Genomic DNA, 24,397 nt, shown 5'->3' on the forward strand with positions numbered 1-24,397 from the left:
CGCTCCCGGGTGGCCCTTTCGCACATCAGCGAAGTGTCGCCGGATCGATCGGCTGGCCGGTCTCGTTGTCCACGAATTCCTTGCGACCGTCCTGGTGCTCGACCAACTGCAGGTCGGTCCCCACGGGGAAGTTGTAGATGCCGATCACCGCCGGCTCGATCTCGGCGACGGTGTTGAAGTCGGCCACCACGCTGTTCGCCGGATCATCCAGATAGGCCTGGGTGTCATGCATCCCCATGAAGCGCCACCCCGTGTCCGGGGGCTCGATCGGCTCGTCGCGCACAATCCACTTCAACGGCGTACGCCCCTCGAGGACCGATTTCGTGACGATCACCGCGCCCGCATCCTTGATGAACTCCGTCGTCACGACTTCTCCTCCGGATGCTCCTCGAGCCACGCCTTGGCGCGCTTCACGAAGTCGTCGCGATCGAGCTTCTCCGCCAGGTCGACGGCGTTCCCCCCATCGCCGTTGGCGCGACCGAGCGCAAGGTCGGGTCGGGCGAACCACACGTCGTACAGCGGCGACAGCGCGTCTTCAGGCACCTGGATGTACGCCAACTCGGTGGACGGGGTTCGGTCCCCGCTCGGGTAGGGACGCCCGGTGTCGGCCCCGGCTTCCACGAGCCGCACGGCGGTAGACACGAGTTCGTCCGCGTCGTGCCGGGAACGGGAGAACAGGATCGACATGACCCCCGCCTGCCCATAACTCGCCCTCGGCACGTCGATGCCCCAATCGATGAGCTGATTGATCGCTGTGTAGCGCTTCGAGGGATCCCCGATCGACGCCGCCGCCTCCAGCAGGGTCCGCCCGTTGGCCGAATCCTTGGCGCCCAACCGGCCGCGCACCTCGTCGGCGACCTCGTCGAGCTCGCCGTGGTAGACCATCGCCACCAGATCATCGTCATTCATGCCTGCGACTCCTGTTCGTCGTGGGGTGCTCCACACGATAGTGATCGGGGTTGTTGTACCAGTCTCTGAACTTCTCGGACGCATCATCGCGGTGGTAGGGCGGCTTGCCCTCCAGATATCTGTCGTACTCGTGACGATACTGCTGCTCGGGGACGTGCCCCATGTCCCAGACGCCCGAACGCGAATCGCCGGGCTTCCAGTCGACCTCGCGTCCCGCGAGGTCGATGACGTTGCCGTCCTTGTTCTTCGGCGCCTTCTCCCAGACGTCCTCCGGCACGCCCTTCCGGAACGACGGCCTGCTGTTCGGGTCGAGGTAGGGCCGCTTGTCGCCCGGCGCCACGTGCACGTTGCCGTCCGGATCGATGTAGGTCTTGGGTTTGCCGTCCGGCGTACGCGGGCCGTTCCAGTCACCGGGTCGTCGATATTCGGTGTGGCGCCCCGCCCGCGCCGGCGGCACGTCGGTGTAGCGGAACAGTTTCCTGGCCTCGCGGACCAGGACCCCGCCTCCAGGCGTGCTGACGACTTTGCGTGCCTTCGCCATCTCAGCCCTCCGTCAGACTCATGATCGCGCGGTCGATGGCGATGTCGATCGCATATTCGGCGGCCTTCCGCGCCCCCATGCTGACCAGGAACATCAGGCCGCCCGTGAGGATGCCGACCGCGATGGAGGCGGCGAGCGCGGCGAGCTTGCCGATGATCAGCAGTTTGAGCGCATAGATGGCATTGCCCGCCAGCCGGTAGCCGTTGCCGACCACGCCCGCCGCGGTCCCGAAGCTGCGGATGCCGTCGGTGTTGGAGTCCGACCCCGTCATGTAGCTCTTGAACTGACTGAACGCGTCACCCTCGTTGCCGCCGCCCACGGTGCTCACCGCGCCGTTGAGGCGGTCGATCAGGCGCGAGCAGGTCGCTTCGAAGGCCTTCCATTCGTCGCCATAGCCCTTCAGCGTGTCCTCGTTCGTCGCCGGCCAGTCATAGCCGAGGAAGCGCAGCGCCTCGCGCTCGCCCCCACTCAACATCAGTGCCATCTCACACCCCCGGGTTCTTGGCGATCGTCGTGTTGTGGTCCTCGGTGTCGCGGATCATGGCCGCGGAGTCCTTCATCAGCGCCGATTCGCCGCGCAGGCCCGACTCGAGCCCCTTGATGGCCTCTTCGAACACCAGCGCCGCCGCCGGCAGGATCAGGCAGACCGCGTCGTCGGCCGTGCTGTTGCCCTGGTCCGACCCGATCGCCGACACGTCGGTGGTGCGTCTGACCAGCGCGCGGGCCTCCCGCGCGAACTCCTCGGCCACGCCCTCGACATCGCGCGCGCCGTCGTCCCACGCGCTGGGGGTCAGCTTCACCACAGCGCCTCACCTCCGTCAATGCGCGCCATCGCGCGTTCGTACGCCGCGTCGAGCCGCGAGTCGAGTGCCTTGAGCGACTGGAACATCTCGCCCATGTCGCCGGTGGCCTTCTGCATGGCCTCGCCCAGCGCCGCCTGGTAGTTCTCGAGGCAGTCGTTCACCGTCGCCGCGATGACGCGCTCCACCTCGTAGCTGGGGGCGCGCTCGAGCCAACCCGTCTGGAGGGCGAGACGGGTCACCTTGCCGTCGGCGATGGTGACCTCGATCCGGCCTGCCTTCTCCAGGGCGGACGCCTCGACCTCGGCCAGCGTCGCTGCGGTCTCCTTCGCCACGCCCTCGGCGCCCGCGCGCTCGCGGATCTTGTCACCGGTCGCGGTGATCTCGCCGACCACGTTCACCAGGTCGTCTTCCATGGGTCCTCCGGCTGTTGGGGTACGCCCCACAAACCTACGGAAGTGCCGGCTCATCGCCGGCGCCCCTACCGCCCGGAAGATTCCGCCTCAGATGTCGAGGAAGCGTACGTCCTTCGCGTTGCGCTGGATGAACGTGCGGCGCAGCTCCACGTCTTCGCCCATGAGGATCGAGAACATCTCATCGGCCCGCGCCGCGTCCTCGAGCGTGACCTGCAGCAGGATGCGGCCCTCGGGATCCATCGTGGTCTCCCACAGGTCGTCGTGGTTCATCTCGCCCAGGCCCTTGTAGCGCTGGATCGGGTTGACCGTCGGCAGCTTCTTGCCCTCGGCCAGGCCCTTGTCGCGCATCACGTCGCGCTCGTGGTCGTTGTACGCCAGCTCGTGGGGCGCGTTCGTCCACCGCAGGCGGAACAGGGGCGGCTGGGCGAGGTAGACATGACCGGCGTCGATCAGCGGCTTCATGAAGCGGAAGAGCAGCGTCAGGAGCAGCGTACGGATGTGGGCGCCGTCGACGTCGGCATCGGCCATCAGGACGATCTTGTGATAGCGCAGCTTGGCGACGTCGAACTCGTCGTGCACGCCGGTGCCGAGCGCGTTGATGATCGCCTCGACCTCCTTGTTCTGGAGGATCTTGTCGAGGCGCGCCTTCTCGACGTTCAGGATCTTGCCGCGGATCGGGAGGATGGCCTGCGTACGCGGGTCGCGGCCCTGCGACGCCGAGCCGCCGGCCGAGTCGCCCTCCACGATGAAGACCTCGCACTCCTCGGGGTTGGTCGACGAGCAGTCCTTCAGCTTGCCGGGCAGGCCGCCGCCGAACAGCAGGCCCTTGCGGTTGCGGGCCATGTCGCGCGCCTTGCGCGCGGCGATGCGGGCCGAAGCGGCGGCCTGGGCCTTGCGGACGATGTCCTTGCCCTCGGCCGGGTTCTGCTCGAACCAGTCGGACAGCTTGTCGTTGACGGCCTTCTGGACGAACGAGCGGGCCTCGGTGTTGCCGAGCTTGGTCTTGGTCTGGCCCTCGAACTGGGGCTCGTTGAGCTTGACCGAGATGATCGCGGTGAGGCCCTCGCGGATGTCCTCGCCCTTGACGCGGTCCTCCGGCTTGCGGATGAGCGCCCAGGTCTCGCCCCACTTGTTGACCGTGTTGGTCATCGCGGCGCGGAAACCCTCCTCGTGGGTGCCGCCCTCGTGGGTGTTGATGGTGTTCGCGAAGGTGTGGACCGACTCGGTGTAGGACGTCGTCCACTGCATCGCGATCTCGGCGGACAGGCCGGCCTCCTCGTCGTCGGCCTCGACGTCGACCACGGTGGAGTGGATGACGTCCTTGCCCTTGACGAGGTATTTCACGTAGTCGATCAGGCCGTCGTCGTATTTGTAGGTCGCCGTGTGTTGCTTGCCGTCCTCGTCGACGTGGTCGGACCGCTCGTCGGTGATCGTGATCTTGAGGCCCTTGTTGAGGAAGGCCATCTCGCGGAAGCGCGTCGCGAGCGTCTCGTAGGAGTAGTCGGTCGTCTCGAAGATGTCGGGGCTCGCGAGGAACGTCACCGTGGTGCCGGTCTCGTCGGTCGCCTCGCCCTGCACGAGCTCGCCGGTCGGGACGCCGAGCACGAAGTCCTGGGTCCAGGTGAACCCGTCGCGGCGCACCACGACGCGGAGCTTGTCGGACAGCGCGTTCACGACCGACGCGCCGACGCCGTGCAGGCCGCCGGACACCTTGTAGCCGCCGTCGCCGAACTTTCCGCCGGCGTGGAGCTCGGTGTAGACGAGCGTCACCGCGGGGATGCCCTTGGCCGGGTGGATCTTCACCGGGATGCCGCGGCCGTTGTCGGACACCTGGATCGAGCCGTCGTCGAGGATGCGCACGTCGATCGTGTCGCAGTAGCCCGCCAGCGCCTCGTCCACGGCGTTGTCGACGATCTCCTGCACCAGGTGGTGGAGGCCGCGCTCGCCGGTGGAGCCGATATACATGCCCGGGCGCTTGCGGACCGCGTCGAGGCCCTCGAGGACCGTGATCGCCGAGGAGTCATAGACACCGGCGTCGACGAGGTGGCGCTTCTGGGCCTCGGCCTTCTCCTCGACCACCTCGGAGGCCTCCGGCGTGATGCCGGGGTCAGTGGTCTCGGGGTTCTGCGGGGTGTCCGTCACAGGGAATCCTCTTCTCGGGTCAGCAGGACGATTCTAGTGGTACGCACCGACAAGTCCCGCATTTGCGGGGGGCGCGACGCCCGAAATTTCGCGTGACCGGCCAGATTTGGCCGCTGCGAGCGCCTCGCAGGGGTGCGGACGGGGCGGCGTACGCGGACCGGGGCGGAAAACCGCCCACGAGACGTTTCAGGAGCGCCGCGCGTCCTGGCCGCCGAAGTCGGGCCCCAGTGCCTCCGCCGCCTGCTTGCGGGCGCGGTTGAGACGCGACTTCACCGTCTGCACCGGGATCCTGAGGTGGGCCGCGACCTCCTCATAGGACAGCTGGGCGACCTCGCGGAGCACCAGCGCCTCGCGGTAGTGCTCCGGCAGGCCGGCGATCGCGTCCTTCAGCCGCTGGTTGTCGATGAGCTGGTCGTAGGGGTCGACCTCGTTCGCCAGCGCCTGCCACTCCTCGATGTCGGTCGGGCGCTCGCGGCGCTTGCGGGTCAGCGCGTTGGCCGAGTTCACGGCGATGCGATAGAGCCACGTGCCGAAGCGCGCGTCCCCGCGGAACTTGTCGAGGTTGCGCCACGCCGCCGTCATGGCCTCCTGGAGGGCGTCCTCGGCGTCGGTGTGGTTGTCGGTCATGCGGAGGCAGACCGCCCACGTGCGGTTGCGATAGGGCGTCACCAACGCGGCGAACGCCTGCTGGTCGCCCTCGCGGGCGCGCTCCAGCAGCTCGGCCTCGTCCTCGGGCTCGAGCAGGGCGTCCGTCATCGTTCCTCCTCCACGGCGCGACGCTGGAAGCTGCGGGCCAGCACGCGCCACGCGTCGGCCTCCACCGGCGTCAGGGACATTGTTGCCTCGGCCTGGGCCAGCCCCGCCCGGCGGGCCCACTCGGCGGGGGTGAGTTCGCGGGTGAACGGCGGCGTACGCAGCTGTTCGAGCAGCGCGTCGAGCGCCGGCGAGTCGGGGTCGTCGGCGCGCAGCCGCTGCAGCGCGACCAGCTCCCGCACCGGGTGGGCGACCGGATCGAGGCCCGCCGCCTCGACCGCGGCCTCGGCGCGCGGGATGCCGCGGACGACCTTCGCGAGGGCGGCGAGCGCGCGGGCGCTCTTCAGCAGGGTCGCCCGCGACTCGAGCTCGTCGGCGATCAGGCGCTCGAGAACAGCGACCCCGCTGGTCGCGTCGAGCCAGTCGAGCAGCGCGCGGGCGTCGCGGGCGTGGTGTGGGGCGGCGAGGGTCGCGTACGCCCCCAGCCGCTGGGCCAGCGAGTCGAGGTGACGGCCCTCGACCGGGAGCTCGCCCGGCGGCAGGTGACCCGCGAGGGCGAGGCGGAGCCGGGTGGGGTCGGCGGTCGCGAGCGCCGCAAGGGCGCGGGCGTCGTGGTCGGTGAGGTTGCCGGTGCGGGCGGTCTCGGCGAGGAGGCCCGCGACCGGGACGACGCCGGCGAGCACGCGGTGGTGGTCGGCGGCCAGCCGCGCGGCCAGGCCGGCGGCCAGGGGGAAGGGGTCCTGCTGGCCGTCGCCGGTGAGGTCGGCGTGCGACAGCGCCGCGGCCACGTTGACGCCGGCCGAGGCGAACGGCCCGCACGCGTCGGCGAACTCGCGCCAGAACGCGACCTCGTCGAGGCGGTCGGCCTCGCGGACGAGGAACAGCAGCGCGTCGGCCTCGGCGGCCGAGTCCTGCGACACGGCGGTGGTCGCCGACGCGAGGCCGGGGGTGTCGATGAGCGTCTTGGTCCGCAGCGCGGCCGACTGGAGGAACACCTCGACCCGGCGTACGCGGGTGGGGTCGACGCCGAGGTCGGCCGGCAGGTGGCCGTCGACGAGCGGGAGGTGACGCTCGCGCCCGTCGGTGGTGATGACCACGGCGCGGTCGGGGGAGCCGAAGCGATACCAGGTGACGACCTTCGTGCACTCCCCCGCCGCGGTGGGTGCGACGCGGCGGCCGACGAGTGCGTTGACCAGGGTGGATTTGCCGGTCTTGACGCGGCCCACGACCGCCAGGCGGAGGGGCTCGTCGAGCGTGGCGGCGATGCGGCCGACCGCCGGCACGAGTTGGGGGTGGCGGGTGCTGAGGTCACCGCAGAGCTCGCGCAGGCTCCCGGCGAGGGCCTGACTCACCAGGCAACGCCCCCGTCGTCGGTGGCGTCAGGGCCGTGGTGGTCGACGTGGCCGTCGGGCGCATCGGCCGGGCTGGCGGGGGTGGGGGCGTCGTGCCAGGGCGCGTCGTGGAGGTCGCCGAGGTCGTGGGCAGGGTGCACGGGGTCGTGGCCGACAGGGTCGGCGTCGAGTGCGGCGGAGTCGGCCGCGGGCGCGTCAGGGGTCGCGTCGTCGCCCCACGCGGCGGAGATGTCGGCGTCGAGGTCGTCGGGGACGACGTCGGGCAGCACGCTCGAGGCCGGGTCGAACGCGTGCGCGAGCACGCGTTCCCACAGCTCGGCAGGCACCTCGGGGAGCTGCGCGGCCTGGTCGCCCTCGGGGAAATGGTCGGTCATGGATCCTCCTGGTCCGGAATCTACCGGGGTGTATGTCCTTCGGAGGGCCGCCGGGGGGCGGATGTTCCCGGATGGGCTGAGGAAATCTCAGAGTGGGGCTCCTCGAGCGCCTCCGCCACCTCCGCGGCCACCCGATCCACCACCGCCAGCTTCTTGTCGAGCCCGCGGCGGGCGGTGTCCATCTCGGCGGCGTCGGCGCGACGGGCCTTCTCGGCGGAGGCCAGCTCGGCGTTCACCGCGTCCATCGCCCGGCGCACCTCGGCCGCGTACGCCACCCTGATCTCCGGTGAGGTCTCGGTGATGACCGCGTCGACATAGCCGAGCAGGTCGGCCCGGAGGTGGCGCACGGCCTCGTTCAACATCTCGGTGACCTGCTGGCGACCCGCGCGCGTGTTGCGGAAGGCCACGTTCAGGGCGACGAGCGCGCCCGCGAACACGAGGCCGGCCGGGTGGAACAGGCCGACGCCGGTGGCGATGCCGACGAGCGAGCCGAACTGCGGGGCAAGGCCGGCTCCGATCATCGCGACCGACACGACCGACGGGTCGACGACCGGCGTACGCCGGGGCGGCACGCGCACCGGGCCGCGCCCGGCAGGCACCGGCGGCACGAAGGGCCTCAGGTCGAAGTCGCTGTCGAAGGTGGCGAACATGCGGTTGACCACGGCGTACAGGCGGGTGTGGAAGTCGGCCACCATCTGTTCCGCCGCGACGCGGAGGGCGGCGTCGACGGTGCGGCCGAGCGCGTCGAGACGGCCCGGGGTCCAGCGGCCCGTCTGCTGCGGGAGTGCCCGCAACCACTCGTCGGCGACGTCGTCGAGACGCCGCCCGACCTCGGCCGTCATCTCCTGGCGCAGCCGCGCGAGGTCGCGCTGGAGGTCGAGCGGCCAGCGCGCGTTGTGGTCGGTCAGCTCGCGCAGGCGGTCACGGCGTTGGGTGAGCTCGACCTCGCGTACGCCGCGGCCGTCGAGGGCGGCGCGCTCGGCGGTGAGCTGGTCGCGGAAGCGCTCCAGTCCGGTGGTCGCCGCCCGCAGCGCATTCTGGGCGGGCCAGGCGCGGGCGCGGGCCGTTCGCTCGCGCAGCGTCGTCGCGAGCGCCGGCACGCCGGACGCCTGCCACAGCAGGGCGGCCGTCGCGGTGTCGTCCTGGGCCTCGGCCCGCCCCGCCTCCTCGGCCAGCGCCGCGGACACGGGGACGATCTCGAGGCTGAGGCCGGCCCCCGCCAGGATCGCGCGGTCCTCGGCCACCACGGTGCGCCACCCCTGCGGGTGGCGATCGGTGCGCGAGACCGCCACGACGACCTCGGCCACGTGACCGGCGGCGCGGACGATCGCGTCGAGCTCGGGCTGGGTCATGACCTGGCCGCCGTCCAACACCACGAGCAGTACGCCGGCGCGCGACGCCTGCCAGATGGCGAGCTCGGCGTGGCTGGAGTCGAGGCCGCCGATGCCGGGGGTGTCGACGAGCACGTCGTCGGGCAGCCAGCGACCGCGCCAGGTGATCTCGACACCCGTGGCGCCGGCACCCAGGTCGTCGGCGCCCTCCCGAAGCGGCTGGGCCCCGACCGTGACCGCGCGCAGGGCGCCGGCCAGCGGGGCCGGTCGCCGCTCGTCGCCCGCAAGGACGAGCGCCGACGGCTCGTCGCCCGGGACCACGCGGATGAACCCGCCGGTCGTGACGTCCACCCCCACGGGCAACAGGTCGGCCGCGAGGAGGGCGTTCAGCAGCGACGACTTCCCGCGCTTGACCTCCCCGACGACGACGATCGGCGCCCGGTCGGCGTCGGTGGCCAGCATGTTGTCGAGCCAACCGGCCAGCTCCGCGTACCCACTGAGGGTGAAGACCTCCCTGGCGCGGGTCACCGCGCGGCGCTGGGGGTCGCTCCAGGTCGACATGGGGTCACCCTAACCACCGGGAACGTCACCCTTCGGCTGCTAACGTCGCCGGGTCGGGAGTGGTGGACATGCGAGGCCGGAAGGGGGTCGCCGTGGGTTGGCGGATGGCGATCGACTTCGGCACGTCCAACACCGCCGCCGCCGTCTGGCTCGACGGGGCGCCCGCGCCCGCGGTGGTGCGTCTCGACGACAACTCCGACCAGATGCCGTCGGCGGTGCTCGTCACCGAGTCCGACCAGATCTGGGTGGGCCGGGCGGCCACCCGCCAGGCCGCGGTCCAGCCCGAGCGGTTCCTGGCCAACCCCAAGACCTACCTCGGCGAGTCCGCCTGGCAGTTCGGCGACCGCACGGTGCCGGTGCCCCTGCTGGTCGCGGCCGTCCTGGAGCGTGCCGTGCGCCGGGCGCGCGAATATGCGGGCGGCACCAATCCCGACCACGTCGTCCTCACCCATCCCGAGCAGTGGAAGGGCCACCGCACCGCACAGCTGCGCGAGGCCGCGCGACTCGCGGGTCTGGGCGAGGTGACACTCGTGTCCGAACCGGTCGCCGCGGCCACCGCGTACGCGACCGCCATCGACGGACTCGACCTCGTCGCCGTCGGCGACCTGGGGGCCGGCACCTGCGACGTCGCCGTCCTGGAGCGTGAGTCCTCCGGGGCCTATCGGGTGCTGGCCTCCGACGGCGAGCCCGTCGGCGGCGACCACCTCGATGCCGCACTGGTGGCGATGGTGCTGGGCGAACTCGACTCGTCGGGCCACGACGACACCGCGCAGGGGCTGCGACTGGAGCGCCGCACGACAGGTCCCGAGCGCCGGGCCGCGAGTCGCCTCCTGGCGCTGCGGGCCGACGTGCGCGAGGCCAAGCACCACCTGGCCGAATATCCCCACGCCAGCCTCAACGCCGGCACCGCCACGATCACCATCACCGACCGCCAGCTGGCCGACACCGCCGAGCCGGTCGTCGACCGGTTCGTCACCCTGACGCGGCGGGTGCTCACGGAGGCGGGCACCCCGCTCGAGGCGCTCGGGGCCTATTACCTGACGGGCGGCTCCAGCCGCCTGAGGGCCGTCCCCGACCGGCTGACGCCGCTGCTGGGCCAGCCGCCGCAGCTGAAGCTCGACCCGAAGACCGTCACCGTCCTGGGGGCCCTGCAGTGGCTGGAGGCGCAGGGGACGCCGGCGGCGGGCTCTTCCGCGATCGCCCTGGCGGTCGCGAAGCCCGAGCCCACGACGGGCGATCAGACCCGGCTGGCGGCGCCCGCCGCCGTCGCCCCGCCACCGCGCGACCAGGAACCTGCGCGGCCGCCCATGCCCGACTACCTGTTCCGGCCCGAGGGCGACACGTCGGCGCGGTCGGCGGGGTCGGCCCGGTCGGTGGCCTCACCCCCGCCGCCCCCCACCGAGGCTCCGACCCCGGCGGTGTCGCCTCCCGGGCCGCCGGGCGAGCCCGAACCGACGTCGTTCCTGTCGGCGACGTTCGGCCCGCGTACGCCCGCCGCCGAGGCGTCCGGCCCGGCCCCGCGATCGACCCCCGGCCGGACGGCACACGCGGCCACCGCGGTCCCGTCCACGCGCCGACGTCGCGTACGCGTGCTCCCCCTGGTGGCGATCGTCGTCCTCGCCGCCCTGTTGGCCGGCGGTCTGTGGTGGTGGCGCGCGGGTGGGGGGCCATTGCCCTTCGCCGGAGGTTCGCGCACGCCCATCCCGGCGGCGCCGGCCCCCTCGGCCGCGCCGACGGGCCAGCCGACACCGACGCCCGAACCGTGGGCCCAGCAGGCGTCGTTCCGTACGCAGTCCCGCAACATCGTCTGCACGTTCCGCGCCCGGGCCAAGGACCGCTCCGACGCCGAAGTGGTGTGCACCGCGTTGAGCAACGACTGGCAGAAGTCCACGCCGCCGGCCGACTGCACGGCCGACCGGTGGGACCACACGATCAGGCTGACCGCGGGCGGGCGGGGCGAGATGGTGTGCACCGAGGCGATCCCGCCCGATGCGCCGGTGAGCGACTACGGCGACTCGCCGTCGTTCGGGTCGCTGCGCTGCGACGTGTCGTGGCGCGGCGTGACCTGCCGCAACGGCAAGCGGACGTTCTTCGTCGCCCGGGAGACGTGGACGGTCTCCTGACCTTCCTCGGGGTGGCCCCGGTCACCCGTAGGTGTCGCGCGGCCCGCGGCCGCGTACGGATCGTCGGCCGTGCTTCCAGCTGGGCGCATCCGGGCCCTTCACGGTCACACGCGTGACCGAACCGTCGCCGAGCTCGCTGTTCAGCACCGCGACGAGCTGGGGGGCGAACAGCCGCAACTGGGTCGCCCATGTCGTCGAGTCGGCGCGGACGGTCAGGACGCCGTCGTCGAACGACTCCGGGTGGGAGTGATCGGCGTTGACCGGGCCCACGAGGCGGGGCCAGTTGCCGAGCAGCATGTGCACGTTGACCTGCGTCGACCAGCCGCGCTCCCCCATCAGGCGCTCGAACGCGGCACCGAGGAGCTGCGGGTCACGGTCGTCGGGACGCGCGCCGGACCGGTGCTCGCCGGTGGCGCGCCGGCGGCGCGCCGGGCGGCTGCGTACGCCGCGGGACTGGGCGCCGATCGATGCGGCGATCTGGCGGGCGAGTTCGAGCCCGGTCAGGTCGTGGGCCTCGGCCGCGGCGGCCAGGTCGGCGGCGCGATCGGCGGGGTCGTCGGGGTCGGGGTCGTCGAAGCGGTCGTACGCCTCCGCGGCCTCGGGATCGGCGTGGGCGGGGTCGCGGTCGGGATCGGGGTCGAAGCGATCGGTCATGGCTCCTCGACTCGCTGGCGCTCGCTCGGAGAACGTTGGGGGGTGGGCTCGCTCGGCTCCTCGTCTCGCTGGGGCTCGCTCGCAGAACCATCGGCCTGGGGCCCGGGCTCGCTCGGCTCCTCGTCTCGCTGGCGCTCGCTCGGAGAACGCTCGGGCGTGACCGAGCCACGGCTCACCGTGAACCTGGCGCCCTCGAGCAGCGCCGGCACGTCCGCCCCGACCGCCGCGGTGACGAGCACCTGCTCGGCATCCACGACGCGCGCGGCCAAACGCTCGCGACGCGTCGAATCGAGCTCGGCGAACACGTCGTCGAGCACCAGCACGGGCTCGATCCCGTCGGCGCGCAGGAGGTGGAACGAGCCCAGCTTGAGGGCCAGCGCGTAGGACCACGACTCGCCGTGGGACGCGTACCCCTTCGCCGGCAGCTCCCCCAGCTCGAGGGTGATGTCGTCGCGGTGGGGGCCGACGAGCGAGACGCCGCGCTGCATCTCGTCACCTCGGCGTTCCGTCATGAGTGCGCGGAGCGCGTCCTTCAGTCCGTCGCGCGTCCAGCCCTCGGCGATCTCGAGCTGGGTCTTGTAGGTCGCGGTCGCCACGTTGTTGGTCGGCGCGATGTCGGCGTACGCGCGGCTCGCGTGCGGCATCAGGTCGCGCAGGGTGTCGAGGCGGGCCTCGAGGAGTTCGGCCCCGACGGCTGCGAGGTGCTCGTCCCAGACCTCGAGGGTCGAGGCGGCGTACGGGTCATCGGGGCGCAGGCGGGAGCCCTTGCCCGCGAGGGATTTCAGGAGCGTGTTCCGCTGGCGCAGGACCTTGTCGTAGTCGGCCTTCACGCCGGCCATCCGCGGCCAGCGGTTGACGACGAGCGCGTCGAGGAAGGCGCGGCGCTCGGCCGGGTCGCCCTTGACGATGGAGAGGTCCTCGGGGGAGAAGACGACCGTACGCAGGATGCCGAGGATCTCGCGGGCGCGGGGCAGCGGCGACTTGTTGAGCCGCGCGCGGTTGGCCTTGCCGGGGGTGATCTCGACCTCGAGCTGGAGACGGCGATCGTCATCGCGGCCGGCGCGTACGGCGGCCCGGACGATGGCGCGCTCGGCGCCGGCGCGGACCAGCGGGATCTCGGAGGCGACGCGGTGGGAGCCAAGCGTCGAGAGATATTCGACGGCCTCGACCAGGTTCGTCTTCCCCTGCCCGTTGGCGCCGACGAAGATCGTCACGCCGGGCTCGAGCGCGACCTCCGCGAGCTCATAGCTCCGGTAGTCGGCGAGGGAGAGGTGGTCGACAAACATGGCAGGGCCCAGATTAGTGGGCCGGGCGCTCCTGACCGGGTGGATGGCGGAGCTGAGCCGTGACTACGCGGCTCAACTCCGCCACCCGATCGGTCAGACGCGGCAATTGGCCTGTGGATAACGAGTTCAGAGCCGCCCGACTTCGCCAGACTCGAAGGGTGCGCACCCCACACCACATCTCCGACCGCCTCACCCAACTCGCTGACTTCCAGGCCGGCGTCCTGTCGCGCGAGCAGTGTCTCGCCGAGGGACTGACACGTCACTCGATCCGACGCCTCCTCAGGTCGGGCTGGAGGCTGGCCGCACCGGGCATCTATCTCGTTCACCCCGGCGAACCGAACACCAGGGCGTGGGCCCACGCCGGGACCCTGTACGCCGGCCCCGGCTCGGCGGTGGGTCTCGAGGCGGCGGCGTACCTCATGGACTGGACGCCTCGGCCACCGGCCGTGGTCGACGTCTGGGCGGGACGGTCGCGGCAACTCAGTGACTTCGGGCGGGTCAGGTTCCACCGCGACTCGCTCCAGAGGGACTGGCAGGGATGGCCGGCCCACACAGGCGCGGTGACCACTGCCCTTGACCTCTGCGCCGTCGCGGACATCGACCAGATGGTGACGTGGCTCGCCCGGGGATCGCGGGGTGGCCGGCGTGACCGCGCCATGATGAAGGCACTGTCGAAGCGGCCGCATCAGCCGCGCCGGGGATTGTTGGCGGAGATGTTGACCGAGGTCAGACTGGGTGTCGAGAGTCCGCTCGAGCGGCGGTTCGTGGCCGACGTGTTGGTCGCCCGCGGCCTCCCGGTGGGCCAACGCCAGGTGCGGACCGTCGCCGGTCGAGTGGACCTGGTCGACGACGAGCACCGGGTGGTCTTCGAACTCGACGGGCGGCTCGGCCACGTCGGCGAAGGGGCCTTCAGGGACGCCCGCCGCGACAACAAGAACCTCGTCGAAGGGCTCGTCACGCTGCGCTATGGGTGGGCCGATTCGGTCGGGCGGCCCTGTTCGTCGGCCAGACAGGTGGCACCGGTTCTGCGGAGCAGGGGCTGGCTGGGGGTCCCTCACACCTGCCCACGCTGCTCCTGACCGGGTGGATGGCGGAGTTGAGCCGCGTAGTCACGGCTCAACTCCGCCACCCGATCGGTCAGGCGCGGGTCAGCGACCCGTCTTGGCCAGTCCGCCCTCGGAGTCCTTCTTCGGGGGATTGGACGGCTTGCCCGGGGCGGGCGTGCTCGGCGCGGGCGTGCCCGGGGCCGACGGGGTCGGCCTGGGCGTCGGTGCGGCGGCCTTCGGCCAGGCCACGACGACCGACGGACGCGGGATGGTCGTGCCACCGTCGGGCCAGCGGGACGAGGGGGCCTCGAACGACGCCCCGTCGGTCTCGCCCGGGTGCTGGATCGCGGCGGCCACGCGCTCGGCGTCGACCCACGGGCCGCAGCACTCGGCGCCCTTCGGCACCGAGAGGAACTGCTTCAGCAGGCCGCGGTTCGCGCCCTCGGCCACGGCGGCGAACATGCCGTCGTGAGCGCCGAGCTGGGTGCCGTCGGTGGAGATCCACAGGTTGCCGTGCTCGTCGAACGCCACGTTGTCGGGGCACGAGATCGGCGAGACCTGCGACTTGTCGAACCCGCCGAAGTAGGTCGCCGGGTCGTTGGGGTCACCCGCGACCAGGAACAGGTTCCACGCGAACGTCGTGGCGGCCGCGTCACTGCCGGTCTCGATGAGCTCGAGCACGTGGCCGTGCTTGTTCAGGTTGCGGGGGTTGGCCTCGTCGGCGCCGGCCTTGCCGGCCTTGCCGCGGTCGGAGTTGTTCGTGAGGGCGATGTAGACCTTGCCGGTCTTCGGCGACGGCTCGGCGTCCTCGGGACGGTCCATCTTCGTGGCGCCCACCTTGTCGGCGGCCAGGCGGGTGAAGAGATAGACCTCTTCGGCCGTCATGCCGGCGACGAACGAGCGCGTGCCCGACGCGAGCGGGATCCACTGGCCGGCGCCGTCGAACTTCCCATCGGCCGGCAGCGTGCCCGAGCCGTCCATCGGGCCGGAGTTGCCGTTGAACTTCGCGACATAGAGCGTGCCGTCGTCGAGCAGGTCGGAGTTCGCGCGGGCGCGGGCCTGACGCGTACCGCCGGTCTGCATCTTGCCGGTGGAGACGAACTTGTAGAAGTAGTCGAACTTCTCGTCGTCGCCCATGTACGCCGCCACGCGGCCGTCCTTGGTGACCGAGATGTTGGCGGCCTCGTGCTTGAAGCGGCCGAGCGCCGTGCGCTTCTTGGGGGTGGACTGGGGGTCGAACGGGTCGACCTCGACGATCCAGCCGAAGCGGTTGGCCTCGTTGGGCTCCTTGGCCAGGTCGAAGCGGTTGTCGAAGCGCTCCCACTTGCGCTCCGACGCGGTGCCGGAGATGCCGTAGCGCTTGAGACGGGCCGCGGCCACGGGGTCGGTGACCGAGGCGGCGTTCGCGAAGTATTGGTTGAAGTTCTCCTCCGCCGTCAGCCAGGTGCCCCACGGGGTGAGGCCGCCGGAGCAGTTGTTCAGCGTGCCGAGAACGTGGCGGCCGGCGCGGTCGGCCGAGGTGCGGACCAGTTCGTGGCCGGCGGCTGGACCCGTGAGCTCGAAGCGGGTCGTCGTGTGGAAGCGGCGGTTCATGCGGTTGTCGAGGACGGGCTCGACGTTGCCGGTGCCGGGGACCTTCTTGACGGCGACGACCGAGAGGCCGTGGGCGGCCCACGCGATCTCGACCTGCTCACGCGTGGGGTTCGCCGCGTCGTACTTCGGGAACATGATGTATTCGTCGGTGTATTCGTGGTTCGCCACCATGAGCAGCACGGTCGGGTCATCGGTGGGGACGAAGCCGAGGTAGTCGTTGTTGTAGCCCCACTGGCGCTGCTGGGCGGCCGCGGTCTGGTTGTTCGCGTCGAACGCGGGCGTCTTCGGGAAGATCGGGTCGCCCCAGCGGATCACGACGTCCTGCTCGAAGCCCTGCGGCACGATGACGGCGTCGGCCGTCGACGGGGCGATGGGGGTCCAACCCATGCCCGCGGGCGAGCCCGGGTAGGAGATCGCGTGGGCCTCGGGGGCCTTCATGAACGCGTTGGCGCCGACCCCGACCGTCGCCACGCCACCCACGACCACCGAGGCCTGAAGGAGCGTGCGCCGCGAGATGGCCGAGGTGATGATGTCACCGATGTAGGCGTTCTCGGTCTCGTTGGGCACGGGGTGGCTGCACTGGTCTCCGCAGCGCATCTGGCAGGTGAGCTGCGAGCGGCCGATGCCGGGCGTGAGCAGAGTGAGGAGGTTGCGACGATGGTTCATGAGGTCCCTTCCTGAGGACTCAGTTGCCTGAGAACAGGCTGTGTACGGGCTGAACCTAGGCGACCGACCCGACGGCGCAGGGGGCGCGAAAGTGAACGTTCGGCAACGCCTCGCGAAACATCTTCGGAGCACCCCAATCACGGCCCCACAAGGGGATTTACGCAAGTCCCGAGGCGCGTAAATCGGTCGGTCCGCAGCTCGACCCTACCGCGGGTTAGCGTGCCGCCATGACCGAGGCGTCACCCCCCGCCCAGACCACCTCCGCCGACCAGAACCACGCCCCCGCGCGGCCGCGTACGCCGGTCGTCCGCTGGCGACCCACCCGGCTCACCGGGCTCGCGTTCCTCACCATCGGCCTGATGTGGGTCGCGTACGCCGGGTCGACCCGCATTCCCGACCCCACCGCCAGCTGGGGCGTCTTCGCCGGACTCGGCTGCCTGGTCACCGCGACGGTGATCCCGGCTCTCGCCGTCCGGCGCCATGGCGGCCTCGCCGCCCTCGGCATCGGCCGCCACCGCTGGCGGCTGGCGCTCGGCGTCGCCGTCGTGCTCGCGGTCGGCAGCCTCCCCCAGGCCATCAAGCTCGCCGCCGCGGCCGGAGCACCGCTGACGACCCAACTCGTCTTCAACGCGCTCGTGTTCTGGGAGCCACTGTTCGTCTTCGGCTGGCTGCAGCTGCGGTTCCGGGAGGCCTTCGGGCACCTGCCGGCGGTGCTGCTCACGGGGCTGGCCTTCGGGGTCTATCACCTCGGGGCCGTCCCCGTGGAGACCGCGCTCGGGTTCGCCGCGTTCGGCCTCGTCTTCGCGATCGTGTTCACGCTCGTCCCGAACCTGCTGGTGCTCTGGCCGATCACCTGGGCCGTGGCGTCCACCATCGGGACCCTGCAGGCCGGCTCGCGGTTCGGGTGGACCGAGGTCGTCCTCTCCGCGGTCGTGGTGGCGGTGCAGGTCGCGATCCTGTGGGGCGTGCTGGGCCGCGTACGCCGGCCCGCGCACTGAGACCCATCTCCCGGCCGCCGGGAACAATCTCCGGGTCCGGCGCCACCCACGGGTGTCCATGCACGAACCACACCGCGCCGACCGCCGCGAAAGGAGAACCATGAACACCCTCAGGACCATCGCCCTCGCCGCCGGCGCCGCCGCCCTCGCCCTCACCGGCACCGCCGCAGGCGCCGTGGGGCCCGACCAGGCACCGGAGACCCGGCTTCCGGCAGGTGGCTCGTTCGTCAGCCCCAGCGGCAACATCGTCTGTGCGATGAATGAGGGCGGCGTGCGCTGCGACACCCTCGAGCACGACTGGCGTACGCCGGAGCCTGCGAACTGCGCCGCCGAATGGGGCAACATCTGGCGGCTCGGCGCCCGCGGACCTGCTGAGCCGGGCTGCGCCGGCGACCCGATCCTGCCGACGGCCGAGGCCATGAAGGGCTCGGGCTCCGCCTGGGGCTTCGACGTGGGCGCACCGACCGTCCGCCGGCCGGACGGCAAGGACTACGTGAGCCTCGCGTACGGCTATTCGGTGCGCTCCGGCGATGTGGTCTGCTCGTCGTCGCCGGTGGGGGTCACCTGCCAGAACGCCGACGGCAAGAGTTTCCTGGTCGCGAAGGAGAAGTACGAGCTGCGCTGAGACCCGCGTACGCGTACACCTCACCCTCGTATTAGCGACCCAGCCTGTCATTCATCGAGTCCCATGGGGCTCGATGGGTCGCAATAGGACCCGCTAATACGGGGAGGGGGACGTACGCAGCCTCAGACGCGGCCCGACTGGTCACCGTCGGCCGGGTTGGCCGGCTTCTCGCCCGGCTTCGACTCGATGCCCTGCACGGCGTGGCCACCGAATTGGTTGCGCATCGCCGACACCATTTTCATGGCCGGCGAGTCCTCCTGGCGCGAGGTGAACCGGGCGAACAGCGCGTCGGTGATCGTGGGCAGCGGCACGGCCAGGTCGATGGCGGCCTCGACGGTCCAGCGGCCCTCGCCGGAGTCCTCCGCGTAGCCCTTGAGCTTGTCGAGGTGCTCGTCCTCGTTCAGCGCGTTGACGGCCAGGTCGAGCAGCCACGACTTGACCACCGAGCCCTCGCGCCACGAGTTGAACGTCTCGCGCACGGACGTCACGTGGCCGGCGGCCTCGAGGAGCTCCCAGCCCTCGGCGTACGCCTGCATGATCGCGTATTCGATGCCGTTGTGGACCATCTTCGCGAAGTGGCCCGCGCCGTGGTCGCCCGCGTGGACGAAGCCGAACTCGCCCGCCGGCTTCAGCGAGTCGAAGATGGGCTTCACGTGCTCGACGACCTCGGGCTTGCCGCCCACCATCAGCGCATAGCCGTTCTTGATGCCCCACACGCCGCCCGAGACGCCGCAGTCGAGGTAGTCGATGCCGCTCTTCGCGAGCTTCTCGGCGCGCGGACCGTCGTTGACCCATTTCGAGTTGCCGCCGTCGATGATGACGTCACCCTCGCCCAGCAGGCCTGCGAGTTCGTCGATCACGCCGTCGACGAACTTGTCCGGGACCATGACCCAGACGACCTTCGGCGCGTCGTGGAGGCCCTCCACCATGGCCTGGAGGCTCTCGACCTTCGAGACCTCCGGGTTGTTGTCATAGCCGATGATGTCGTGGCCCGCCTCCGCGAGCCGGTTCATCATGTTGCCGCCCATCTTGCCGAGGCCGACGAGACCCATCTGCATGGTGTGCTCCTATCGCGTTCGGGATCGGCGTGACCGGTCGAGTACGCCGCGGTCAGCCTAGCGGTGAACGATCTTGGCACTCGCGGGAACCTTTTGCCCTCGGGGCGCGACAAAGGATCGGGTGGGACTCGCCGGGGGACGAGTCCCACCTTTCGTCGTCTCCGGGTGGTCCAGCCGCGCTCGGCTAGTTTGCTGCGATGACCACGACCGCGACGCCGTCGATGAACACGCCCCAGATGCGGCGCATCCTGCTCTCCAGCTTCCTCGGCTCGGCCATCGAGTTCTATGACTTCTTGCTGTATGCGCTCGCCACCAGCCTCGTGTTCAACAAGGTGTTCTTCAACAACCTGAGCGACGGCATGGCCTCGGTGGCCGGGTTCGCGACCTTCGCCACGGGCTATCTGGCGCGTCCCCTCGGCGGCTGGCTGTTCGGTCAGTTCGGTGACACGGTCGGACGCAAGAAGATGCTCGTGGTGACGATGATGATGATGGGCCTCGCCTCGGTCGGCATCGGCCTGCTGCCCGACCAGCGCACCATCGGCGTCCTGGCTCCCGTCCTGCTGCTCCTGCTGCGCATCGTCCAGGGCATCGGACTGGGCGGTGAGATCGGGGGCGCGGTGCTCGTGGCCGTCGAACACGCCCCGGGCCACCGGCGCGGATTCGCCGCCTCGTTCGCGAACCTCGGCGGCCCCGCCGGCTCGTTCCTCGCGGCGTTCGTGATGGGCGTGTTCAGCCGTTCCATGTCCCAGCAGGACTTCCTCGCCTGGGGATGGCGCATCCCCTTCCTGCTGTCCGTCGTCCTCCTGGGGGTCGGCATGCTGGTTCGCCTGAAGGTCAGCGAGACGCCCCTGTTCGAGGAGCTGCAGGCGAAGTCCGAGGCGAAGCGTACGCCGGCCGCCGACGTGTTCACCCGACACTGGAAGGCGCTCGTCATCGGCGTGCTCGCCGGCATCGCGGGCTTCGCGACCCAGGGGTTCTTGTCGGTGTGGGCCGTGCAGCGGGCCACGGCGCTGAAGGTGCCGCAGGCGGCGATCCTCGACATCAAGGCGTGGGCGCCGCTGGGCATGTTCGTGGTGATGGCCTTCGCCGCGTGGTTCTCCGACATCGTGGGGCGGCGCACGGTGATGATCGCGACCTGTGTGATCGGCGCCGTGCTGACGTTCCCCCTGCTGAGTGCCCTCGACACCGGGACGATCTGGGGCACGGCGACCGCCATCATCATCGGACAGGCGATCATGCAGGGCGCACTGTTCGGGCCCTACACCGCGTTCCTGTCGGAGCTGTTCCCGACCTCGGTCCGCTACACGGGGACGTCGCTCGCCTATCAGACCGCCTCCACCCTGGGAGCCGGATTCACGCCGCTCCTGGCGGCGGAGCTGATGCGCCGCTATCACTCGATGACACCGATCGCCGTCGCGTACGTCGCGGCGTTCGTGATCACCGCGATCGCGGTGTTGATCGCGCGCGAGGGGCGGAAGGTGGACCTGCGGGCGGACATGTGAGCGAACCGGGGTCGGCCGGTCAGGGAGCCCAGGACTCCACCGGGATGATCGGCTCGTCGATCAGCCCCTCACGGACCAGATAGTCGCGATAGGCCTCGAGGTGGACCTCCATGGCCCGGCAGGCCCCGTCGGCGTCCCCCTCGAGGATGCGCCGCGCGATCTTGGTGTGGGCCGCCGCCGTGGCGGCGAGGTGGCTCGGCTGGATCTGCGCGGGCCGGAAGTGCTCGCCCAGGGGGTGATGGAGCGCGTTGAGGGCAACGGAGAGGACCCCGTTGCCCGCCGCGTCGGCGACCATGACGTGCAGGTCGGGCACGTGGGCCAGGTCGTCGGGCCCGTCGAGGCTGCGCTCCAGGCGTACGCGCTGCTCGTCATCGATCCGCTCGGCCGCCAGCGCCGCGGCGTTGGGCTCGACGATCTGACGGAACTCGACGAACTCGCGGAGCGTGGTGCCGCGGACGCCGAACAGCAGGGAGATCACCTCGCTGACCTGCTGGATGTTGGGGTTGGCCACGAAGATGCCGCCCTGGATGCCGCGCCGCAGCTCGACCAGCCCGTCGCGCTCGAGCAGCCGCAGGGCCTCTCGGACCGCCACGCGGCCCACCCCGTAGGTCTCGACGAGGTCGACCTCCGAGCCCAGCCTGGTCCCGACCGGCAGGCGGTTGGCGATGACGGCGTGCCGAATGCCCTGCACGACGAGGTCGGAGGCCTTCGGCAGGCGCGCGTGGGGGTGCGGGGCCATGGGCAGGCAGCCTAGTCCGCGCCCACCGCGAGCGCGTCCACCGCGACCACGCGTCCGTCCGGCGAGACCAGCAGCGGGTTCACCTCGAGCGCCTCCAGCCCGGAGGCCAGCGCGGCGTCGGCGAACGCCACGATCGTGCGGGCGAGGTCGGCGCGGTCGACCCGCGTACGCCCCCGCGGCCCGTCCAACAGGGCCGACCAGCGCAGGTCGTCGAGCATGTCCGCCGCGTCTGCCTCGGTCAGGGGCGGTACGCGGATCTGCACGTCGGCGGCGAGCTCGGTCAGGACGCCGCCCACCCCGACCATGATCACCGGACCGAAGACCGGGTCGCGCGTCATGCCGAGGATGAGCTCGAGGTCGGACGAGACCATGGCCTGGACGACAAGGCGTCGATTGCCCAGCCCGGCGGCCACGGCGCGCCCCAGGATGCGCTCGGCCGCCTCCTTCACCTCGCCGTCGGTGCGCAGTCCCACCTCCACGAGTCCCAGGTCGGACTTGTGGCCCACCTCGGCGGTGAGGAGCTTGATCACCACGGGGAAGCCGATCGCTTCGGCCGCTGCGACGGCGGCCCCGGCGTCGGGGACGGCGCGCTCCTCCACCGTGCGTACGCCGGCCTCGGCCAGCAGACGCTTGGCCGCGACCTCGTCCATGGCCGGGCGCAGAGCATGATCACCGAGACCATGATCATCGGCTGCGACCCGCGGCAGCGCCGCCAGCCCCGCCCGGTCCGCGACCGCCGCCAGGGCCCGCATGGCCCGCCCCGGGTCGGTGAACGCCGGGAGTCCGCGCTCGGCCAGCATGCGCGGCACCCGGCCGGTCCCGCCGACCCACACGGTCACCACGGGCTTGTCGGTGCGGCCGGCAGCGTCGGCGATCATGGAACAGCAGGTCTCCTCCACCGACTGGAGGTTGCCGAGCACCACGACGATGGCGTCGGTCCCCGGGTGGGCGATGGCGACGTCGAGGCTGGCACGCAACAGCTGCGGGTCGGCGAGCAGGGCGCCGGTCACGTCGATCGGGTTCACCGGGGACGCGTACGCCGGGAGCGCCTGCGTCATGCGCTCCAACCACTCGCCCTCCCAGGGCGGGACCGAGAGACCGAGATCATCCGCGGCGTCGGCCACCATGACGCCGGCCCCGCCCGACAGCGTGATCACGGACAGCCTGCGGCCGCCCAGCGGCGGCGTGAACGCCAGCAGCCGGGCCAAGTCGAGCATCTCGTCGATGTCGGTCACCCGCACCACGCCGTGCTGGCGCAGGAACCCGTCGAAGACGGCGTCGGAACCCGCCAGCGCGCCGGTGTGTGAGGCGGCGGCCTCGGCGCCGCGCGCCGAGCGCCCGACCTTCATCAGCACCACGGGCAGGTCACGCGCCCGCGCCCGCTCCAGCGCGTCTCGCAGGGCCTCCGGATCTCCGAGCCCCTCGACATAGGCCAGCACGACCCGGACGTCGGGATCGTCCACGAGGCCCGACAGCGCCTCGCTGAGCGTCAGGTCCATCTCGTTGCCGATACTCAGGAAGGCCCCGACACCCAGCCCACTCGACTGGGCCTGCTGGAAGATGAACGCCCCCAGGGCGCCGCTCTGGCTGACGAAGGCGACCCCGTCGTCGCGCAGCTCCAGGTCGTCGGTGTCGACGCCCGACATGAACGTCGCGAGCACCGCGTCACGCACACCGATCACACCGTTGCTGTTCGGACCGAGCACGCGTACGCCGGCCTCGCGCGCCGCCCGCGCGGTCGCCTCCTGCAGCGCCCGCCCCTCGTCCCCGGCCTCGGCGAAACCCGACGCGAAGACGATGGCGGTGCGTACGCCGGCGTCTCCGCACGCACGCAGCGCGTCGGCGATCGCCGCTGCCGGCAGCGTGATGACCGCCAGTTCTGGCGTCTCGGGGAGCGCTGCGAGCGACGGGAAGCAGGGATAGCCCTGGGCCTCGTCGCGCGCCGGGTTCACCCCGAACACGCGGCCGGAGAAGCCATAGCGCCTCAGATAGCGCAGCACCCGACCCGACGGTTTCATGGGATCAGCCGATGCACCCACCACCGCGATCGACCGCGCGTGCAGCAGCGCGTGAACGGTGGCGGCGGCGTCCTGACGCTCCCGCGACACCTCACCTCCCGACATACGTTCCCTTCCGCTTCTCGGCGAAGGCGCGCAGCGCCTCCTGGTGGTCCTCCTGCTTCATGGACAGGTGCTCGTACGCGAGCGACAGGTCCATGATCTGGGCCGCCTGAATCTGCAGCATCTTGTTGATCGAGGTCTTCGTGGCACGGACGGCGTAGGGCGGCAGGGCGCACAGCTCGTCGGCCAGCGCCATCACCTCGGCCTCCAGCTCGCCCGCGGGGACCGCCCGTGACACCGCGCCCCACCGCTCGGCGTCGGCGGCCGACAGGAGCCGCCCCGTCATCAGCAGCTCCTTGGCCCGCGAGGCCCCCACGAGCAGCGGCCAGATGGCCGAGCCGCCGTCGCCGGCCACCAGCCCCACGTTGACGTGCCGGTCGCCGATCTTGGCGGTGTCAGCCATGTAGACGACGTCGCAGAACAGCGCGATGGTCGCGCCGAGGCCGACGGCCGGGCCGTTCACCGCCGCGATGATGGGCTTCTCGAGGCGCATCAGGGTGTCGATGAGGTCCCGGCCGATCGACAGCACCCGGTCGGCGCGGCCGTACACGCTCTTGCCCTGCATGCCCTTCACGTCGCCGCCGGCGCAGAACGCGCGGCCGGCCCCGGTCAGCACGATCGCCCAGGTCTCGGTGTCGAGGTCGGCGCGGCGCAGGGTCTCCTGGAGCAGCAGATTCGTCTCGGGGTCGATGGCATTGAGGCTGTCGGGCCGGTTGATCGTGACGCGCGCGACCTGGCCGACGGCCTCGAGCAGGACGGTCTCGCGCTGGTTCGTCTTGGGCTGGTTCGTCTCGGGCATGGTCTCTCC

At 71.2% G+C, this 24,397-nt stretch carries 23 protein-coding genes; 5 read left to right on the forward strand and 18 right to left on the reverse strand.

The features are described from left to right. Positions 1-25: 25 nt before the first annotated feature. From ACYVAG_RS11415 to ACYVAG_RS11465, 11 genes are all read right to left on the reverse strand, one after another. Positions 26-367, reverse strand: coding sequence for a DUF2185 domain-containing protein (locus tag ACYVAG_RS11415; RefSeq protein WP_460769771.1), 342 nt, complete (start codon positions 365-367; stop codon positions 26-28). Continuing rightward, positions 364-909, reverse strand: a complete 546-nt coding sequence (locus tag ACYVAG_RS11420; protein WP_460769774.1) for a hypothetical protein — start codon at positions 907-909, stop codon at positions 364-366. Before ACYVAG_RS11420 ends, ACYVAG_RS11415 begins: the two co-directional genes overlap by 4 nt. Then, positions 902-1,450, reverse strand: a complete 549-nt coding sequence (locus ACYVAG_RS11425; protein WP_460769775.1) for a GH-E family nuclease — start codon at positions 1,448-1,450, stop codon at positions 902-904. The genes ACYVAG_RS11420 and ACYVAG_RS11425 overlap by 8 nt, the downstream gene beginning before the upstream one ends. A gap of 1 nt (position 1,451) precedes the next feature. Further along, positions 1,452-1,934, reverse strand: coding sequence for a WXG100-like domain-containing protein (locus ACYVAG_RS11430; RefSeq protein WP_460769777.1), 483 nt, complete (start codon positions 1,932-1,934; stop codon positions 1,452-1,454). A gap of 1 nt (position 1,935) precedes the next feature. Next, a complete protein-coding gene (locus ACYVAG_RS11435) occupies positions 1,936-2,250 on the reverse strand; it encodes a hypothetical protein (protein WP_460769779.1) in 315 nt (104 codons plus the stop codon). Then, on the reverse strand, positions 2,247-2,666 hold the full coding sequence (locus ACYVAG_RS11440; RefSeq protein ID WP_460769781.1) for a YbaB/EbfC family nucleoid-associated protein: 420 nt from the start codon (positions 2,664-2,666) through the stop codon (positions 2,247-2,249). The genes ACYVAG_RS11435 and ACYVAG_RS11440 overlap by 4 nt, the downstream gene beginning before the upstream one ends. Before the next feature lie 87 nt (positions 2,667-2,753). Then, positions 2,754-4,808 (reverse strand): DNA topoisomerase (ATP-hydrolyzing) subunit B, encoded by a 2,055-nt coding sequence (gene gyrB / locus ACYVAG_RS11445; RefSeq protein ID WP_460769783.1) that lies wholly within the window; start codon positions 4,806-4,808, stop codon positions 2,754-2,756. 186 nt (positions 4,809-4,994) lie between these two features. Continuing rightward, positions 4,995-5,564: an RNA polymerase sigma factor gene (locus ACYVAG_RS11450; protein WP_460769785.1), complete on the reverse strand. Its 570-nt coding sequence runs from the start codon at positions 5,562-5,564 to the stop codon at positions 4,995-4,997. Further along, positions 5,561-6,913 carry a dynamin family protein gene (locus tag ACYVAG_RS11455; protein WP_460769787.1) on the reverse strand — a complete coding sequence of 451 codons (1,353 nt, stop codon included), beginning with the start codon at positions 6,911-6,913 and terminating at the stop codon, positions 5,561-5,563. Before ACYVAG_RS11455 ends, ACYVAG_RS11450 begins: the two co-directional genes overlap by 4 nt. Next, positions 6,910-7,287: a hypothetical protein gene (locus ACYVAG_RS11460; protein ID WP_460769789.1), complete on the reverse strand. Its 378-nt coding sequence runs from the start codon at positions 7,285-7,287 to the stop codon at positions 6,910-6,912. The genes ACYVAG_RS11455 and ACYVAG_RS11460 overlap by 4 nt, the downstream gene beginning before the upstream one ends. A 20-nt stretch (positions 7,288-7,307) precedes the next feature. Beyond that, positions 7,308-9,179, reverse strand: a complete 1,872-nt coding sequence (locus tag ACYVAG_RS11465) for a dynamin family protein (protein WP_460769791.1) — start codon at positions 9,177-9,179, stop codon at positions 7,308-7,310. 92 nt (positions 9,180-9,271) lie between these two features. Between ACYVAG_RS11465 and ACYVAG_RS11470 the strand changes: the two genes are divergently transcribed. After that, on the forward strand, positions 9,272-11,302 hold the full coding sequence (locus tag ACYVAG_RS11470) for an Hsp70 family protein (protein WP_460769793.1): 2,031 nt from the start codon (positions 9,272-9,274) through the stop codon (positions 11,300-11,302). Between the two features lie 21 nt (positions 11,303-11,323). Here ACYVAG_RS11470 and ACYVAG_RS11475 read toward each other — a convergent pair whose 3' ends face one another. Together ACYVAG_RS11475 and recF are read right to left on the reverse strand one after the other, a co-directional pair. Continuing rightward, entirely contained in the window at positions 11,324-11,956 is a 633-nt protein-coding gene (locus tag ACYVAG_RS11475) for a DciA family protein (RefSeq protein WP_460769794.1), read from the reverse strand. After that, positions 11,953-13,242, reverse strand: a complete 1,290-nt coding sequence (gene recF, locus ACYVAG_RS11480; RefSeq protein WP_460769796.1) for a DNA replication/repair protein RecF — start codon at positions 13,240-13,242, stop codon at positions 11,953-11,955. The genes ACYVAG_RS11475 and recF overlap by 4 nt, the downstream gene beginning before the upstream one ends. 158 nt (positions 13,243-13,400) lie before the next feature. Between recF and ACYVAG_RS11485 the strand changes: the two genes are divergently transcribed. Next, positions 13,401-14,321, forward strand: coding sequence for a type IV toxin-antitoxin system AbiEi family antitoxin domain-containing protein (locus tag ACYVAG_RS11485; protein WP_460769798.1), 921 nt, complete (start codon positions 13,401-13,403; stop codon positions 14,319-14,321). A gap of 69 nt (positions 14,322-14,390) precedes the next feature. Here the strand turns inward: ACYVAG_RS11485 and ACYVAG_RS11490 are convergent, their stop codons facing one another. Further along, positions 14,391-16,547, reverse strand: a complete 2,157-nt coding sequence (locus ACYVAG_RS11490) for an alkaline phosphatase PhoX (RefSeq protein ID WP_460769800.1) — start codon at positions 16,545-16,547, stop codon at positions 14,391-14,393. 227 nt (positions 16,548-16,774) lie between these two features. Here ACYVAG_RS11490 and ACYVAG_RS11495 point away from each other — a divergent pair, with 227 nt between their 5' ends. Next, the gene (locus ACYVAG_RS11495; RefSeq protein ID WP_460769801.1) at positions 16,775-17,545 is read left to right on the forward strand and encodes a CPBP family intramembrane glutamic endopeptidase; all 771 of its coding nucleotides are present in this window, start codon (positions 16,775-16,777) and stop codon (positions 17,543-17,545) included. A 100-nt stretch (positions 17,546-17,645) separates the two neighbouring features. Continuing rightward, entirely contained in the window at positions 17,646-18,170 is a 525-nt protein-coding gene (locus tag ACYVAG_RS11500) for a hypothetical protein (RefSeq protein WP_460769803.1), read from the forward strand. Between the two features lie 122 nt (positions 18,171-18,292). Here the strand turns inward: ACYVAG_RS11500 and gnd are convergent, their stop codons facing one another. After that, positions 18,293-19,228: a phosphogluconate dehydrogenase (NAD(+)-dependent, decarboxylating) gene (gene gnd / locus ACYVAG_RS11505; RefSeq protein ID WP_460769805.1), complete on the reverse strand. Its 936-nt coding sequence runs from the start codon at positions 19,226-19,228 to the stop codon at positions 18,293-18,295. A 197-nt stretch (positions 19,229-19,425) separates the two neighbouring features. Between gnd and ACYVAG_RS11510 the strand changes: the two genes are divergently transcribed. Continuing rightward, on the forward strand, positions 19,426-20,730 hold the full coding sequence (locus ACYVAG_RS11510; RefSeq protein ID WP_460769807.1) for an MFS transporter: 1,305 nt from the start codon (positions 19,426-19,428) through the stop codon (positions 20,728-20,730). A gap of 19 nt (positions 20,731-20,749) precedes the next feature. Here ACYVAG_RS11510 and ACYVAG_RS11515 read toward each other — a convergent pair whose 3' ends face one another. Genes ACYVAG_RS11515 through ACYVAG_RS11525 form a run of 3 tightly spaced genes read right to left on the reverse strand, consistent with a single transcriptional unit; the run spans position 20,750 to position 24,388 of the window. Continuing rightward, the gene (locus ACYVAG_RS11515; RefSeq protein ID WP_460769808.1) at positions 20,750-21,469 is read right to left on the reverse strand and encodes a FadR/GntR family transcriptional regulator; all 720 of its coding nucleotides are present in this window, start codon (positions 21,467-21,469) and stop codon (positions 20,750-20,752) included. A gap of 11 nt (positions 21,470-21,480) precedes the next feature. Further along, positions 21,481-23,592: an acetate--CoA ligase family protein gene (locus ACYVAG_RS11520; RefSeq protein WP_460769810.1), complete on the reverse strand. Its 2,112-nt coding sequence runs from the start codon at positions 23,590-23,592 to the stop codon at positions 21,481-21,483. Next, the gene (locus tag ACYVAG_RS11525; RefSeq protein ID WP_460769811.1) at positions 23,579-24,388 is read right to left on the reverse strand and encodes an enoyl-CoA hydratase/isomerase family protein; all 810 of its coding nucleotides are present in this window, start codon (positions 24,386-24,388) and stop codon (positions 23,579-23,581) included. Before ACYVAG_RS11525 ends, ACYVAG_RS11520 begins: the two co-directional genes overlap by 14 nt. Positions 24,389-24,397 lie beyond the last annotated feature (9 nt).

The organism is Mariniluteicoccus flavus (assembly GCF_054776655.1).